This is a genomic window from Silvibacterium dinghuense (assembly GCF_004123295.1).
Classification (GTDB): domain Bacteria; phylum Acidobacteriota; class Terriglobia; order Terriglobales; family Acidobacteriaceae; genus Silvibacterium; species Silvibacterium dinghuense.
The window spans coordinates 1,330,698-1,347,130 of the sequence record NZ_SDMK01000001.1; the positions used below are offsets into that span (position 1 = coordinate 1,330,698).

The following is a 16,433-nucleotide window of genomic DNA, read 5'->3' on the forward strand; positions in this document are numbered from 1 at the left end:
CGCATCGCCTCCCATCTCTCAGAAGCGAGACATGGGGCACCCGGACCGCGCAGCAGTCATGCGCCGATCACGATCTTGCCGTCCGCCGTCTTCGAAAACGAGTGCAGCACGCGCCCCTGCGGATCGATATGCCGGAAGATCATCGTCTCGCGCGTCACGGCAAGATGGCTAAAGCCGTACACCTTCTGCGCGAACGGCCCGCGTGCCGACTGCTCGATCTTCAGGTTGTAGAGGTCCGCGCCGCCGCCGCCCGAAAGGAAATGGCTCGTCGGATGCCCTTCGAACTCCAGGTGCTGCAGGTCGTGGTCGTGCCCGGCCAGATAGATCGGCACCTTGTACTTCTCGAACAGCGGCGCCCAGTCGCGTGTCAGCACCGGATGGTCGCCATGCGGCCCGTCGGAGTAGACCGGGTGGTGCCCCATCACGATCAGGTGCGGCGTCGCGCGCGGCTTCTTCAACTCACCCTCGAACCACTCCAGCTGCTGCTCGTGCTCGGCCTGCGTCAAGGTAAAGTTCGGCGCCTTCGCCTGCCCATCAGGATGCGGCACATTGCTGTCGAGCGCAATGAAGGTCACGAGCGGCTGCTTCTCCGGGAAGATGAAGCTGTACCACCGCGACGGCATGGTGAAGCGCGAGCGGCCGCTCGCCGCATAGGCCAGCTCGGCCTCGACCTTGTTCACGTCCTTTGGCATCACCTGGTAATCGTGGTTGCCGAGGATGGCATAGGCCTTGCCAGGAAAAGCGCTCGCCGGATACAGGTCCTCGAACTGCGTCTTCCACCGCGGCGAGTCGACCCCGCCCGGCAGGTCGCCGTACCAGTTGTCGCCCAGGAAGAGCAGCGCCTCGGGACGCAGCTGGTTCTTTGCCGCGTACGCCCGCATCGCATCGGCTACCGCGGTCTGCCCCTTGTGGTCGTCGAGATAACCCCAATCGCCGATCATCAAAAGGTCGGCCATACCACGCGCGCCGCTCCCAGGCAGCACCTGCGCGAGCGACTCGAACGAGCCCAGCGAGGCCAGCGCGCTGAAGGCAAAACTCTGGCGGAGAAAACGGCGGCGGGAAGGCGAAGCAGCGGAATCCATATCCGAGTGTTCTACCACCCTGTCGATGAAAGTTTCACCAACAGGTCATGCGCTCCTTCCCCACACTCATCTCAGCTCGCGACCAAAGGGAGCGGAGGCCGAAGGCAAAAGGCCTGGACGGCGAGTCCCGATCACCGAGAACATCCTCCCCGTATGGCCGTTCTCCTTGCGGTAGGAAAAATACCGGTCTACCTGGCAGCTCGTGCACTCGCCCGCCACCCAGATGGCTTCCGGACGCAATCCTGCCGCGAGCAGCTGACGCCGGTTCGCTTCCCATAAGTCGAGATGCAGCGCCCCGTCTTCCTTGGCCGTAAACAGATCCGGGGCATAGTCAAAGCGTTCGCCGAAACGCTCGCGCACCTCATCACCCACCGTGTAGCAGCACGGTCCAATTCCCGGCCCGATGGCCGCCACCAGGTCCTCCGGACGGCTGCCGTATTCTTCGCGTATCTGCGCCACGCCCTGCTCCACAATCGCCGCCACGGTTCCGCGCCAGCCTGCATGGAAGCCGGCCACCACGCGCAGGCGCGTATCAGCCACCAGCACCGGGATGCAGTCCGCCGTCTGCACCGCCAACAGCACGCCTGGCTCAGACGTCATCATGCCATCGGCCTCGACCAGGGCTCGCGGCGGCGCATCGCATGCGCTCACCCGCACCGTCCTCGCCGAATGCACCTGCTTCAGCGTGGCAAAGGGAGTTGCCTCATCGCCGCTCACCGCCATCGCCAGCCGCCGCCGGTTCTCGGCCACATGCGCTTTCTCGTCGGACGCCGTCCAGCCCAGATTGCAATCGCCTTCCCGGCCATACACGGACGACACCCCGCCCAGCCGGGTACTGAAGCCATGCATCAGCCATGGCAGCGAAGCCAGCAGCGGCGAAGTGACAGCCGGCACAGCCAACACCGGGCCACGCAACGAAGAAGAAGTCGCAGTCATGGGTGGATTATAGGAGGGGAGCTGGTGGGCCCGCTTTCCAGCGGGCCCGCTCAAGAGGCGCGAGGGAGGAGAGAAGGTAGGATCGAGAGGAAGAGACGTAAATCGCGGGAAGGTACAACAACGAAATCGGAAGGAGTGACTTGCCTGAGGTTGCCTCTTATTTCTTACCCATATCGGAAGCAATCAGCCTGCCAAAAGATGCCTCGCCTCGAAACATTTTTTGCGTCTCCAGCGTGCAAGTTTCCCTGATGGTTGTCCGCACCTTTCCCCGCAGCGCCTGGCCGGAAGGGCCACAGCGGCCAGGCACATTACTTTAGGCATGTAGAACGTGGGCGCAGCCCCTCCGCAAGTACAGCCCAATTCCCGGCGGTTGCCCACGAAGCGTCAGATGAGGTAATTTTCACCAGAGTTTCGGCAATCTCGGCCTGGAACCGCCTCTTCGGCGCTCTATTTCAGGCTGTAGAGCACCGAGGCATGCGGCCCGAGTTCAACATGGAAGGACTTCTGCGCCCCAATCTCTTTTTTTTCCCATAGATCGCGCAGCCGCCAGGACTTCTCCGCCAGCCCCAGGTCTTTCCATGAGTACGCAAGCTCCACCGGCGACGCCGAGAGGTTCACTGCCGCCAGCGCCTTCCGCCCGCCGGGCAGCTCCGCCAGCCACACCGCACGCTCCTTCGTCGCCACCACGGGATGGTTTCCCGTCGAGTGCTGGTCGACGGCAATCGCCTCGTCATCCGTCAGCAGCGCTTCGAGCGACGGGTCAATTTTCGTCAGATTCGCGCCCAGCACCAGCGGAGACCGCGCAATCGACCACAATGTCAGCAAAGTACGCGTTTCATCCGGGGTAAACCGCGACGCACGCGCTTCGCCCCAGCCCGGCCGTGGTCCCAGGTAGCCAATCGGCAGCATGTCCGCATCCGGCCAGTGCCCGCGCTCGATATGAGGCGCCCAGTCCGCCAGGAGCCCCGCCTGCGCCGAGAGCGACTGCGGAAAATCACCCGGCTTCTCATCCGCCTTCGACCACACATCCCACACGTCGTTCGAGATGCGCCACATCTGCGCATACTGCCGCACATCGTCAGCCTCGGAGAGCGGCGTCGGCCCCGGCGACAGGCTCAGCACGATCGGGCGCCCGGTCTTCTTCAGCGCTGCCGCCATGCGATGAATCTCCGCCGCATGGTAGGGCTTCGAGATGCAGTCCACCTTCAGAAAATCCACGCCCCACGAGGCATAGAGCTTCGCAATCGAGTCGTAGTACGCCTGCGCGGCCTCGTTGTCCTTGAGGCCGTAGTTATCCCCATTCCACTCACACTTATCCGCGGTATTCGCCGCATCAGCCGCATGGAAGGTCGAGTCCGCAATCGGCAGATTGCGGTCCACGGCCTGCCGCGGAATCCCGCGGATGATGTGAATACCGAACTTCAGCCCCAGCGAATGCGCATAGTCGGCCAGCATCTTCAGACCATCGCCCGGCTGTGCCGAAGGAAACCGTCCCGCTGCCGGCAGATAGCGTCCATCCGGCGAGACGTTGAAGCCCTGCGCCGCGCCCTCCGCGCCCGGATGATCGAGATACCACCCCTCGTCCACCACCACGTACTGCCAGCCATGCAGCTGCAGGTGCGCATGCAGCCAGTCCACGTTCGCCTTGAACTCATCGGCCGTCACCGTGAGCCCATACGAATCCCAGCTGTTCCAACCCATCGGCGGAGTCGCCGCCAGCAACTGCTGCGCGCGCAGCGGAAGAGAGAGGGACACAAGACTCAGCAGCAGACCAGCCAGCACCCAGCAAGAACGCGAAGTAAAGGTTTTCACAGTGCGGCCAGTGTAAACGACAACCTCCATGGCTGTGCAGCGGCTCATCCGCAAAACCCCGGGCGTCTCATGTCTCGATTCTGAGACATGGGAGAGCACAAACCCCGACGGTCCCCCCCCAAGCCGGTGTTGCTCGGGGGCATAGAAAATTCACCACAGAGAGCACAGAGAGGTCCATGCCGCTACAGGCTTCCCTTCCGCGCCAAGACGCAAAGAAGAGCCGCAAAGGTCTGCCTAAGAGAAATAGCATGCTTGGCGTCTCTTTGCGGGCTCTGCGCGAACGTTCTCCCCCCGGTCAGTCAAACTTCGCCGGCTCGCGACCAGAGGGAGCGGGGAGCGAAGGCCCCGGACGGCCATTTCTCGCTCCGGGGACAGCCGCGGATGTCCCATACTCCCGCGGCGATGCCCCCAGTATCCGCTTGAAGAGCGCGGTAAATGCGGCCGGATTCTCATATCCCAGCTCCAGTGCCGTATGCGTGACCGAGGCCCCAGCGGCCAGCATCGGCAGCGCCGCCAGGATGCAGGCCTGCTGCCGCCACGCCACGAAACTCAGTCCCGTCTCGCGGCGGAACAGGCGCGTGAAAGTGCGGCGGCTCAGATAGAGCGAGCGCGCCCAGTCGTCGATGCTGTACGTCGCCGCAGGCCGCAGCAGAAACCGACGGCAGAGCCGCGCAAGAGCCTTGTCCGCAGGCAAAGGCAGCGCCAGCGGCAGTGCCGGAAGCCTCTGCACCTCGTACTGAATCAGGCGCATGAGCGCTCCGGATCGCCCCTCGCGGTCATAGCGCACCGGCAGTGCCACGGCTTCCGTCATCAGGCTGCGCATCAGAGAAGAGATGCCCACCACCTGGCACTGCTCCGGCATGCCGGCAAGCACGCTGACATCGAAGTAGAGGCTCTGCATCTCCACCACGCCCTGCATGCGCAGCTCATGCCGCACGCCCGCCGGAATCCATAGCCCGCGCCGGGCCGGCACCGCCCACGCGCCCTGCGAAGTCGAGGCCAGGACCACGCCCGACAGCGGGCAAAACAGCTGGCCGCGCGAATGGCGATGCAGGCGCACATGATGCGATGCCGGATACATGCCGCCCAGAGCAAGCACCGGGCGCGAGGTATCGGCAAAGTGTTTCTCGATCTTTGCGCTGAGTCGATAACCCATTTGCATAAAATTTATGGCCCAATGAAGTAACTATTTGTCCCACCCAAGGTGGTGGGCCGATTTCCGGAAATTGTATCGTTCGAGATAGAGCCGTCAAGACAGAAGCGTGCAAACCAAGCCATGAGCGAAGCCTTACAGCAGACCGATCAGCCGACGAAAGAAAACTCCGCAAGCTACAGTGTCCTGGGAACAGCGGGCCTGTGCCACATGCTGAACGACACGCTGCAGTCGCTCTTTGTCGCCTCGTATCCCATCTTCAAAGGGAACTTTCATCTCTCGTTCAGCCAGATCGGCGCGCTCACCCTGGTCTTCCAGATCACGGCCTCGCTGCTGCAGCCGCTGGTCGGACTCTATACCGATCGCAAACCGAAGCCGTATTCGCTGCCCTTCGGCATGGCCATCTCCATGAGCGGACTGCTGGTGCTGGCCTTCGCACAGCATTACTCCATGCTGCTGCTCGGCGGTGCGCTGCTCGGCGTCGGCTCGTCGATCTTCCATCCCGAGTCCTCGCGCCTGGCGCGGCTGGCCTCGGGCGGCGCGCACGGCATGGCACAGTCCATCTTCCAGGTCGGAGGCAACCTTGGATCATCCATCGGCCCGCTGCTGATCGCCTTCTTTGTCCTTCCCCGCGGACAGCACAGCCTGGCCTGGTTTTCGCTCGCCGCGCTCTTCGGCATCACGCTGCTCACCGGCCTCGGCCACTGGTACAAACAGCATGGTCACGCCATCCAGAAGAAGCATGCCAAGAAGAGCACGTTGCAATTGAGCCGGAAGCAGGTCGGCGGCGCGCTCACCGTACTCATCCTGCTCACGCTGTCGAAGTATTTCTATCTCGCCAGCATCACCAGCTACTACGTCTTCTACCTGATGCAGCACTTCCACACCGCGCAGCGCAATGCGCAGCTCTACCTCTTCTTCTTCCTCGCCGCAGTAGCCGCAGGCACCATCATCGGCGGCCCGGTCGGCGACCGCATCGGACGCCGGAAAGTCATCTGGGTTTCGATCCTCGGCGTGCTGCCGCTCACTCTGCTGCTGCCCTACGCCTCACTGCCTGTAACCATCGCTCTCAGCATTCTGATCGGGCTCATCCTCGCCTCGGCCTTCTCTGCGATCCTCGTATACGCACAGGAGTTGTTGCCCGGGCGCGTGGGCATGGTCTCAGGACTGTTCTTCGGACTCGCCTTCGGACTCGGCGGCCTTGGCGCAGCCATACTTGGCACGCTCGCGGACCACACCAGCATCGACTTTGTCTATAAGGTCTGCTCGTTCCTGCCCGCGCTCGGCCTGCTCACCGGCTTCCTGCCCGACACCCGCAGCTTCGACACCGACAGCCAAGCTGGATCGAATACACCGGTCGAGACCATTCCACGGCTCGGCTCCGACGAGCAGCCGGCCTGATCCTATGCAGAACATTCTGCAGCAGGAGGCACAAACCCCGGGTGCCCCATGTCTCGATTTTGAGACGTGGGTTCGCAGAACCATCGGATCGCGACCAGAGGGAGCAGCACGCGAAGCAGAAGCCCGGACGGCCAGTCCCGCGTAGCAGGACTACGCCGTCTGCTTCGCCGCGCGCGCCCGGTTGGCCATGATCTTCCCCAGGTTCTTTTCGATAAACTCCGTCAGAACGAGCATCCGCTCCGCCATCTCGCGGCCCAGCGGCGTCAGGCTGTATTCCACGCGCGGCGGCTTGGTGGCATGCACGGTGCGCAACACGAATCCATCCTGTTCGAGCGCCCGCAGCGTCTGCGCCAGCATCTTCTCGCTCACTCCGCCGATCCGGTAGGCCAGCTCGCTGAAGCGATAGCTGCTCTCCAGCAGCAGCACCAGCACCAGCGATCCCCATCGCGAGGTCACATCGTCCAGAATGATCCGTGTCGGACAATCCGAGGCAAAGAGATTTCCCTTCGGGACGCGCACCGTCTTCGTACTCTTCGGCCAGGCCATGCATCCAGCATACTCCATGGCGCTTACTTTTAGGTACGTACTTACGAAAAGTAAGCTTGTAGCGCTAGTCTGGATGACGTAGAACACCTCACCCGAAGGAGAAGTATCATGATCGTCGTCACCGGAGCCACCGGCCAACTTGGAAAACTCGTCATCGAAGCACTGCTCGGCAAAGTTCCGGTCGGCCAGATTGTTGCCGCTGTCCGCAATCCCGCAAAGGCCGCCGACCTCGCCGCGAAGGGCGTGCAGGTCCGCGAGGCCGACTACGCGCGTCCCGAAACTCTCGCCACAGCCTTCGCCGGCGCGACCAGAGTCCTGCTCATCTCAGGCAGCGAGATCGGTCAGCGCATTCCGCAGCACAAGGCTGTGATCGATGCCGCCAAAGCCGCAGGCGCAGGATTGCTCGCCTACACCAGCATCCTCCACGCCGACACATCCCCACTGCTGCTGGCAGCCGAGCACCTCGCCACCGAGCAGTATCTTGTGGCCAGCGGCCTGCCCTACGCGCTGCTGCGCAATGGCTGGTACACCGAGAACTACACCGTCGGCCTCCAGAACACGCTGCAGCATGGCGTCATCTTCGGCGCTTCCGGAGAAGGCCGTATCGCCACGGCCGCGCGTGCCGACTACGCCGTCGCGGCAGCGGCCGTGCTCACCGGCAGCGGCCATGAAAACCAGACCTACGAACTCGCAGGCGATTCGGCCTTCACCCTCACCGGGTTCGCGGCCGAACTCAGCCGCCAGAGCGGCCAGTCCATCCGCTACCAGAACCTCACCGAAGCCGAATTTGAGAAGATCCTTACCGGCTTCCTACCGCCACCCATCGCGCATCTTCTCGCCGACTCAAGTGCACGCGCTGCAGGCAATGCCCTCGATGACAGCTCGCATACGCTGAGCCGGATCATCGGCCATCCCACCACGCCGATCTCCGAGACCCTCGCCGCTGCGCTGGCCGCAATACGCTAGAGCAGCACAGGACAATACCCCGGGTGCCCCACGTCTCGCTCTTGAGACGTGGGTTCGCAGCCATCTTCCGTCGAGGTACCCACATGGCAAAAGCGGCATGCATGGCGCCCTGCCGCTTCCATCTTGATCGCCTTCGTCAGGGCTGCTTGCGCGGCGACACAAAGGTGCCGCGTCCCTTGTCGCGCGTCACGTGGCCTTCGAGGCGTAATTCATAGAATGCCTGCCGCACCGTCGCGCGGCTCACGTCGAGGCTTCGCGAAAAATCCACCTCGGACGGAATGCCGTCACCCTCCGCAAACTGCCCAGCCTCAATCTTGTACAGCAGCCAGTTCTTGATCTGCTGATAGAGCGGCATAAAGCTGTCGCGATTCAACCGGCAGTCAATTAAGTCCGGCATCGATTCCCCTTTCCCCGGCAGCACTGCTGCTTCTCTCTCACGCATGCTCATTCGCTGCGCACCGCCAGCAACGGATCGACCAGAGCAGCCCGCTTCGCCGGAAGCGCCGAAGCAAGAAAAGCAACCGACAGCATCCCCAGAGCGGAAAGCCCCAGCACCAGCGGATCGAATGGGCTCACACCAAACAGAAACGAGCGCAGCAGTTGCGATGCAGCCGCTGCACCCAATACACCCAGTGCGCACCCCGCCAGGGCCACCTTGAGGCCGGAAGTCAATACCAGCCGCAGGATGCGCGTACGCCTGCAGCCTAGAGCCACGCGAATGGCCAGCTCCTGCCGTCTGGCCGCCACGGAAAAGGCAATCACGCTATAAATCCCCAGCACGCTCAACAACAGCGCCGCAAGCGCGAAGCTCGTGATCAGCGTGGTATTGAACCGTCGCGGCGCTTCGCTCTCTGCCACCACATCCTGCAGCGCCTGCATCTGGTAAAGCGGCAACTGGGGATCGATGCGCTGCACCACGCTGCGCAGCGCATCCTCCATCTGCCGCGGCGGTACCGCGGAGCGCACCACGATCCACCCATCGTCGGCATCCAGCTCTCCAGCCGAGGCCAGCGCACCTTCTGACGCCACCAGCTGTGTTGCCGGCTGATAGAACTGTTCCATCGTCTTATCGTCGGCAGCTCCCAGCTTCACATCGTCCACCTCACCCACCACCGTCATCCACGGCGAAACCGTCTCCGGCATCCCGCGCCGTATCCGCTTGCCGACCGGATCCTGTCCCGGCCAGTAGTGCTCAGCGAATTTGTGATTCACGATAGCCACCAGCGGCGCGCCGGCCTTGTCCGCATCGGTAAACGCGCGGCCGCGCAACATGCGAATCCCCAGCGCAGCGAACGGATCGCCCAGCACCATCGAGGGCGCCACCATGTGCAGCCCCTCCGACTTCGCCGAAACATAGCCATCCGGAATCACCGAGACCCCTATCGAGTTCCCAGCAGACGGCAGCATGGAGCTGATTCCCACGGCCTTTACCGCCGGCAGCGCACGCAACTGCTCGAGAAGCTGATCGTTGAAGCGATCGATTCCATCCTGGGTGGCGTAATGCATCAGCGGCAGCACATACAACGCCGCCAGCGTGTGATCCGGCTGAAAGCCCGGATCTACCTCGCGCATCTTCTCGAAGCTGCGCAGCAGCAGCCCCGACGCGGTGAGCAGCACCATCGCCACCGCGATCTCACCCACTACGAGGATGGTCCGCAGACGCGTATGGCCTCCCCCCGCCGTGCCCGTGCGTCCGCCCTGCTTCAGCGTCTCGTTCACGCTGGTGCGGATAGCCGCGAACGCAGGAGCAAGGCCGCAGACAAACCCTGTGAGCACCGCGACCGCCAGAGCAAAGATGGCCACCTGCCAGTCAAGGCCAATCTCCTGCAGACGCGGCAATGTTTCCGGCAGCAGACTCACCCCCACGCGCAGCGCCATCCATGCCAGCATCAGGCCAAGAACTCCGCCGGCCAGGCTCAACAGCATGCTCTCCACCACGGCCTGCCGCAATAGCGCGCCGGCACGCGCGCCCAACGCCATGCGCACGGCGATTTCGCGCCTGCGGCCGATCGAACGAACCAGCAGCAGTCCCGCCAGGTTCGCGCAGGCAATCAGCTGCACCACCACCACGGCAAAGAACAATGTGCGCAGCAATGGCCGCGCGCCGTTCACCGTGTCCTCGCGCAGCGGCTTCACCACAGCTCGAATTCTTAAGCTGCTCATGAACGCCGGATAATCCCGCATCGTCGCCTGCGCCACGCGCTCTGCATCCTGCTGCGCCTGCTCCGGCGTTACACCCGGCGCCAGCCGTCCCACCATGCGCATGCGCCAGGAGGCAGCAGATCCCGCGGCAAACTCCCACGGCTCAGGACTCATCGGCACCCATAACTGGCTCTGATCCAGGCGTCCCTGGATCAAAGGAAATGCGAAGTCGCGCGGCATCACACCGATCACCGTGTATGGCTTGCGGGCGAGAAGAATTTTCTTTCCCAGCACGCCCGCATCCCCGTGAAAGCGCGTCTGCCACAGGCCATAGCTCAACACCGCGAGTGGCGCGTTCTGATCGTCCTCGGCCTGCGTAAACACGCGTCCCAGAAGCGGCTGCGTGCCCAGCGCGGCAAAGGTCTCTCCGCTCATGCGCGCCGCATCGATTGCCAGCGGTTCACCATTGCCGGAGAGTTCGTACGCTACTTCCTGATATCCGCCCAGGTGCGTGAAACTGTGCGAGTCGCGCATGTAGTTGCGGACATCTGTCGCCGTCACCCGTGGCTGACTGCAGAAGGCGCAGTTGGATCCCTCCAGCACATCGCCCAGCATCATCAGCCGGCCGGGCTCAGGAAAAGGCAGCGGCCGCAACAGCACGCCTTCCACGATCGAGAAGATCGTCGTCGTCGCGCCGATGCCAAGCGCCAGCATCAGCACAGCCATCAGCGCAAAGCCCGGCGACTGCCGCAATTGCCGCCAGGCATAGCGCAGATCCATCGTCAGCCGCGCCATGCCCTGGAACGCACGCTCCTCGCGATGCATCTGCTTCACCTGATCGACCCCTCCATACGCCCGGCGCGCAGCCAGCCGCGCATCCTCTGCGCTCATCCCCTGGCTTCTGAATTCGTCTTCGAGAAACGAAAGATGCCCGGCAATCTCGCGCTCCAGCTCCGCCTCCTGCCTCTCATTCGTAAAGAGGCTACGCATGCGGATCACAAGGCGCCGTATCGCACGCATGATCAGTGCTCCTCGAGCAGCACGCGTTCCACCAGCCCGGCCATCTGTCTCCACCGCGCTTTCTCTTCAGCCAGCGCCTTCTCGCCCGCCTTCGTGATCGCATAAAACTTCGCCTCACGGTTGTTCTCCGTCATCCCCCAGCTGCCCTTGATCCAGCCATACTGCTCGAGCCGCACCAGCGCGGGGTAAAGCGTCCCCTGGTTCAACTGCAGAAGACTATCGGAAACCTGCTGCAGCCGCGTCGAGATCTGGTACGCATGTCGCGGACCCATCGCCGAAAGCGTGCGCAGGATGATCAGGTCCAGCGTCCCCTGGAGCAGCTGCATCGAGTTTTTATCTTTACTAGGCATCCAAGTGATCTCACCCGCAGCATCCTCCACCTTCACTGGAATGTCAAGTGGAACCTGCCGCAAAGTGTTCTCAAGGGTGCAGATTCTGACAGATAGCCCCGGCTAGAGATCCGCGCAAATCTCCCGCACCTGTTCGCGAAACCATGCATGGAGCGGCTCCTGCTCCAGCCGCGGGTGCCAGCTCATCGCGTAGGAAAAGCCGCGGATCTCCTTCGGCGGTTCGATGGTCCTCACCCGCGCATGCCGCGCCGCCAGCGTGGCCAGCCGCCGTGGCACAGTAAGCACCAGCCGCGTGCCCTCCAGCGCCAGCGCGCCCGACACAAAGAATGGCACCTGCAACACGCTCCTGCGATGATGCCCGGCCTCGGCCAGTGGCCGGTCCACCAGGGTCTGCCGACCATTCTCTGTATCGATCACGATGTGCCCCTGCGCCAGATATTCCCGCAGTCCGAACTGCTTCCCGGCAAAGGGATGCGCCTTCGCCACCAGGCATACAAAATCCTCTTCGAAGAGCACCTCCACACGCAACGCCGAGGGCGCAGCAAGCGGACTGAAGATGAAATCCACCCGTCCTGCACTCGCATCCTCAAAACTCCCTTCGCGAGGCGGCGCGACTTCAATCCTCAGACCAGGCGCACGCTCCGCCAGCACCAGCATCAGCCGCGGCAGCAGTAATGACGCTGCAAAATCCGTCATCGAAAGCCTTACCCGCTCCATGCTGTGCCTGGGCGAAAACCTCTCTCCTGCCCACAGCCGCTCCAGCCGCGGAAGCAGCAGCTCCAATTCGCGCAACAGCGTGCTGCCACGCGCCGTCAGCTCATAACGCCCGCGCCGGCCCACCAGCAGCTCGTCTCCCAGCACTTCACGCAGCCGCTCGAAGGCACGGCTCATGGCCGGCTGGCTTAGATTTACCTGCTGTGCTGCCCGCGTTACGCTGCGCTCTTTCAACAGCGCGTACAACGGCATCAGCAGGTTCAGATCGAGATTCCGAAGATGCACTGGACGCATGATACGCATGCTAACAATGCATGATCCCTTCGTCACTCCTCCCGCCTCTAACGCAGTGAAAGGATCTGAAACCATGAGCAAGCTTCTTGAGAATAAGGTCGCCATCATCACCGGAGCCGGACGCGGCATCGGCGCCGCCATCGCCCGCCGCTTCGCCGCAGAAAGCGCGAGCGTCGTCGTCAACTATGCACGCAGCCAGGCTGAAGCCGAGGCCGTCGTCGCCTCCATCCAGCAATCCGGCGGCCGCGCCATTGCCGTGCAGGGAGATGTCAGCACCCGCGAGGGCGCGCTCGCCAGCTTCGATGCGGCAGAATCGAACTTCGGACGTCCGGACATTCTCATCAACAATGCCGGCCTCATCCTTTACAAGCCTGTCGCCGCAGTCAGCGAGGAAGAGTACGACCGCCTCTTTGCCGTCAATGTGAAAGGGACATTCCTCTCCAGCCAGCTCGCCGCCACGCGCCTCAACGACGGCGGCTCCATCATCAACTTTTCCTCGTCGACCACCGCTCTCATGCTGCCGACCTATGCCATTTACGTTGCCACCAAGGGCGCCGTCGAGCAGTTCAGTCATGTCCTCGCCAAGGAGCTCGGCCCGCGCAAAATCCGCGTGAACGTTGTATCGCCGGGACCGGTGGACACCGAGCTCTTTAACCAGGGCAAGACCGAAGAGGACCGGAAACGCATGGCATCCCTGGCCGCCTTCAACCGCCTTGGCACCACGGAGGACATCGCCAATGTCGTCACCTGGCTGGCTTCCGAGGAAGCCGCATGGGTCTCCGGGCAGAACATCCGCGCCAACGGCGGCCTGATCTAAACCCAGGCAGAAGAACGGGCACAGCACGTAGCCGCTGTGCCCGCTGCCCTTCTGTATTTGGAACTGCTTCTGCTACAAATCAGTTTCCCGCAGCCAGCCCCAGCATCACCTTGCCGAGATGCTTCGGAGCCGTTGCCGGCGAACCACTCACAGCGGCGAATTCCTCCATCGAGGCATGTTCCGGCGTCAAAACATAGTCCTTACCCGCCTCGGCATGCAGCGTGAGCTTCTTGCCTGAAACCTGTATGGCATGGTTCCCGTGCTCGCTGTGCTCGGTCACCTGAAGCGTCTCACCCGGCCACGGATTCTCAATCATCAGCGGCCCATTCGTCCCGGCCTCGATCACCACCGTACTGACTGCGCCATGGTGAGTCTCTACATCCACCTTCGTACGGCCGCGCACCCACACGCTGCCTGCAAAATCCCACCCTGGCGGAATCGCCGACGCCACGCGGATCGTACCATCCACGTCCTGCACCAGCGCCTCATTGAGCGCCGTTGTGACTACGCCGATCTGCTCGATGTAGAACTCACCACCCTCACCACCCCAGTTCGCAAAGCCATTCGGATACTGCTGATACTCCTCGGTCAGCGCCACCAGCGTCAAAGCCATATCCTTACCTAGCCCCAGCCGCGCGGCCTGGATCGGATCGAAGCTCCAATCCTCCTTCACCGGATACGGCCGCTGCTCAAAGGTCCGCCGCTCCACCGCAAACAGAGGCGAATCCGGCGTGACGAGACTCCACGGCCATACCGGCTCCAGGCCGAGATTCTCCACATTATGATTCTCCGCAGCAGGATCATACGAATCTGCAATCACCGCTTCGCTATTATCTGCCGCAAGCAGGCTCTCTGCCTTGCCCGCCTGTGTCAAAGGCAGCCCAGGAATCTTCTTCAGCGCCACCTCAAGCGTCGGCACCAGCGCCGCGTCCGTGTGCAGCAACTGCGCAGCCTCCAGCGTCTCCCGGTAAAGAGTCATCCGTGCGCACAAGTCCAGAATCGAGTCCTTCACATCCCACTGCGTCTCATGCGCATTCGTTGGACTGGTGTGGTTCAGCCCATCCGCTCCCGGCTTTTCATAGCTCAGCAGAAAACGCGCAGCAGCAGCCATCACCGGATAGTTTTCCTCGAGAAACTTCCGGTCGCCCGTAGCAAGATACTGCTGCCAGATCCAGTAGCCGACCTCGGCGCCCGTCGAGATCGTCCGCGCGTTGTAATACGGCTGCGAACCGGCATCGCAGTTCAGCCCAATCACACCCTTGCCGCCCTTATCCATCCCCCACGTTTCGAACTCGTAGCCCGGCCCGTTGAAGCGCATCGTCTCCGGCACGCAGATGCCTTCACGCCCGCCCATATGCGCCTTCGTCCACGCTTCGATATTCGAAAGATTCTCACGATATAGCCGGAAATATGGCTCATTCAGCTCCGGAAGACCAGCGCCCAGGTTCGCAGCAACCTGCATGCGCAGGTTCCAGTGCCAGTACGCGCCCGGGTCCCAGTTATGGTTGTCGCGCACCGACGAAAACATATCCGCAAGCCCCGCCTGCGAGCCCGGAAACTCGCTCCCGCTCTGCGCTGCCGACGTAAATAGAAACAAAGTGCGCAGGCTCTCCATGTATTCACCTGAGCCATCTGCGGAAGTCACCTTGATCAGCCCCGCCCGGCTCCAGAAGCGATGCCACCACGCCGCATGCGCCTCCGGACTCACCGGGACAAGCGCCTTCGCCGCAATCTCCCGCGCATCGCCCTCGCCCTTGTAGCCCGGCGCAGCCACGCGCAGCGTGAAGTGCCCGGCCGCATCCGGCAGAAATGCCAGCTTCACCGATCGCTCATCCTTACCGGACGAGATCATCTTCAGCCCCGCCGTGCTCACCGCCGCCAGCGATCCGAACTGCTTACCTGTCGCGCCGGGCTCCGTGTTGTCTATCCACGTCTCTGCCAGAGTGCCCAACCCATCGCGCAGCTCTACCTGCGGCGCGCGCGGAGGCCACAACGCCAGCACCGCAGTCTGCGCAGCATGCGGATCGAGCCCCGTCACATCCACTACCAACGCGTCCGTCTCCGCTTCCACCCATGCCTTCAGGTGAATGCCCGCACCCTGCTCCTCGAATGTGCCGTTATAAAGATCGAGCCTCGCCGAATAATCCTTCGCCGAAGTCAGCGCCGCCAGCGACGGAATCGATATCTGCCCCGGTGAGAGCCGCCGCGGCAGCGTGTCCGCCCGATTCAACTGCGCCGTAAAGCCATCCGCCGACCACACCGCGACACCCAGCCGGCCATTGCCGAGCGGAAGCGCCGCACGCGGCAGCAGGTTCGGCCTGTGCAGAATAATGTCTGAACGGCCAACGACACCGGGCACATCGACAGCAAATTCCTTGCCCGACCACGCCGTGGTTGCGGCAGAAAGCGAGGCAGAGGCAGACAGCGCAAGACAGGCAGCAACGAAACAGCGAGGAATCAATTTCACAGTGTCATCTTTCGTGATGGATTCAGGACAAAGCAGGAGTCCACAAAATCATACGCGCCACGCACTATCATGAAGGCATGACCGATACTGTGATCGATCCGGCGCTTCACGAGCGCGCGCGACGCATCAAGCTCTTCCTCATGGACGTCGACGGCACGCTTACCGATGGCGGTGTCTGCCTCATCGCTCACCCGGATGGCACCGGCCTCGCCGAAATGAAAGTCTTCAACTCCGCGGACGGCGCCGGTCTCAAACTCGCCCATATCATGGGCATCAAGACCGGCTTCATCACCGGCCGCAAATCTCCTGCCGTGCAACAAAGGGCCAAGGAGCTGCTCGTCAGTTACGTCTATCTCGGACAGGCCACCAAGACCCAGGCCTTCGAAGAGTGCATGGCAGATGCAGGCGTGACTGCGGATGAGGTCGCATACATGGGCGACGACCTGCCCGATCTCCCCGTCATGCAGCGCGTCGGCCTGGCTGTTGCAGTCTCGAACGCTGTTCCCGAGGTCAAGGCCGCAGCCCACTACATCACCGGACTTGGCGGCGGCAAAGGCTCAGCCCGCGAAGTTATCGAGCTTATCCTAAAGTCCCAGGGCCGCTGGGAAGAAGCCATCCCCAAAGCCCTCGCATAGTAACGAATCCGGGTGCCCCACCCATGACAGGCATTCGGTCATGGGTGGGTCTCCGAAGCGCTCAGATCGCAGCCAAAGGGAGCGGGTGCCGAAGGCGC

The 16,433-nt window shown here is 62.7% G+C and carries 14 protein-coding genes; 4 read left to right on the forward strand and 10 right to left on the reverse strand.

All coding sequences use genetic code 11. The annotated features are described in order from the left end of the window. Nucleotides 1-56: 56 nt before the first annotated feature. The 4 genes from ESZ00_RS05230 to ESZ00_RS05245 all read right to left on the reverse strand — a co-directional run bounded on the left by ESZ00_RS05230 (nucleotide 57) and on the right by ESZ00_RS05245 (nucleotide 4,986). Nucleotides 57-1,082: a metallophosphoesterase gene (locus ESZ00_RS05230; RefSeq protein ID WP_129207092.1), complete on the reverse strand. Its 1,026-nt coding sequence runs from the start codon at nucleotides 1,080-1,082 to the stop codon at nucleotides 57-59. Nucleotides 1,083-1,148: 66 nt separating this feature from the next. Beyond that, nucleotides 1,149-2,018, reverse strand: a complete 870-nt coding sequence (pgeF, locus tag ESZ00_RS05235) for a peptidoglycan editing factor PgeF (protein WP_129207093.1) — start codon at nucleotides 2,016-2,018, stop codon at nucleotides 1,149-1,151. Between the two features lie 447 nt (nucleotides 2,019-2,465). Next, nucleotides 2,466-3,773, reverse strand: coding sequence for a glycoside hydrolase family 27 protein (locus tag ESZ00_RS05240; protein ID WP_229740971.1), 1,308 nt, complete (start codon nucleotides 3,771-3,773; stop codon nucleotides 2,466-2,468). Between the two features lie 352 nt (nucleotides 3,774-4,125). Continuing rightward, on the reverse strand, nucleotides 4,126-4,986 hold the full coding sequence (locus tag ESZ00_RS05245) for an AraC family transcriptional regulator (protein WP_229740972.1): 861 nt from the start codon (nucleotides 4,984-4,986) through the stop codon (nucleotides 4,126-4,128). A 120-nt stretch (nucleotides 4,987-5,106) separates the two neighbouring features. On the opposite strand from ESZ00_RS05245, the gene ESZ00_RS05250 reads away from it, so the two are divergent. After that, nucleotides 5,107-6,384 carry an MFS transporter gene (locus tag ESZ00_RS05250; protein WP_129207096.1) on the forward strand — a complete coding sequence of 426 codons (1,278 nt, stop codon included), beginning with the start codon at nucleotides 5,107-5,109 and terminating at the stop codon, nucleotides 6,382-6,384. Between the two features lie 150 nt (nucleotides 6,385-6,534). Here ESZ00_RS05250 and ESZ00_RS05255 read toward each other — a convergent pair whose 3' ends face one another. After that, nucleotides 6,535-6,930 (reverse strand): winged helix-turn-helix transcriptional regulator, encoded by a 396-nt coding sequence (locus ESZ00_RS05255; protein ID WP_129207097.1) that lies wholly within the window; start codon nucleotides 6,928-6,930, stop codon nucleotides 6,535-6,537. Between the two features lie 108 nt (nucleotides 6,931-7,038). Here ESZ00_RS05255 and ESZ00_RS05260 point away from each other — a divergent pair, with 108 nt between their 5' ends. Further along, entirely contained in the window at nucleotides 7,039-7,896 is an 858-nt protein-coding gene (locus ESZ00_RS05260; protein ID WP_129207098.1) for an SDR family oxidoreductase, read from the forward strand. A gap of 136 nt (nucleotides 7,897-8,032) precedes the next feature. Here the strand turns inward: ESZ00_RS05260 and ESZ00_RS05265 are convergent, their stop codons facing one another. From ESZ00_RS05265 to ESZ00_RS05280, 4 genes are all read right to left on the reverse strand, one after another. Further along, on the reverse strand, nucleotides 8,033-8,293 hold the full coding sequence (locus ESZ00_RS05265; RefSeq protein WP_164981353.1) for a GntR family transcriptional regulator: 261 nt from the start codon (nucleotides 8,291-8,293) through the stop codon (nucleotides 8,033-8,035). Nucleotides 8,294-8,340: 47 nt separating this feature from the next. Further along, nucleotides 8,341-11,058, reverse strand: coding sequence for an ABC transporter permease (locus ESZ00_RS05270; RefSeq protein WP_229740973.1), 2,718 nt, complete (start codon nucleotides 11,056-11,058; stop codon nucleotides 8,341-8,343). A 2-nt stretch (nucleotides 11,059-11,060) separates the two neighbouring features. Then, on the reverse strand, nucleotides 11,061-11,408 hold the full coding sequence (locus tag ESZ00_RS05275; protein WP_129207100.1) for a PadR family transcriptional regulator: 348 nt from the start codon (nucleotides 11,406-11,408) through the stop codon (nucleotides 11,061-11,063). 102 nt (nucleotides 11,409-11,510) lie between these two features. Continuing rightward, entirely contained in the window at nucleotides 11,511-12,416 is a 906-nt protein-coding gene (locus ESZ00_RS05280; protein WP_164981354.1) for a LysR family transcriptional regulator, read from the reverse strand. 73 nt (nucleotides 12,417-12,489) lie between these two features. Between ESZ00_RS05280 and ESZ00_RS05285 the strand changes: the two genes are divergently transcribed. Then, nucleotides 12,490-13,233: an SDR family oxidoreductase gene (locus ESZ00_RS05285; protein ID WP_129207102.1), complete on the forward strand. Its 744-nt coding sequence runs from the start codon at nucleotides 12,490-12,492 to the stop codon at nucleotides 13,231-13,233. A 79-nt stretch (nucleotides 13,234-13,312) separates the two neighbouring features. Here the strand turns inward: ESZ00_RS05285 and ESZ00_RS05290 are convergent, their stop codons facing one another. Next, nucleotides 13,313-15,700: a glycosyl hydrolase family 95 catalytic domain-containing protein gene (locus ESZ00_RS05290; RefSeq protein WP_129207103.1), complete on the reverse strand. Its 2,388-nt coding sequence runs from the start codon at nucleotides 15,698-15,700 to the stop codon at nucleotides 13,313-13,315. Nucleotides 15,701-15,777: 77 nt separating this feature from the next. Between ESZ00_RS05290 and ESZ00_RS05295 the strand changes: the two genes are divergently transcribed. Beyond that, nucleotides 15,778-16,335 carry a KdsC family phosphatase gene (locus ESZ00_RS05295; protein ID WP_129207104.1) on the forward strand — a complete coding sequence of 186 codons (558 nt, stop codon included), beginning with the start codon at nucleotides 15,778-15,780 and terminating at the stop codon, nucleotides 16,333-16,335. Nucleotides 16,336-16,433: the final 98 nt, after the last annotated feature.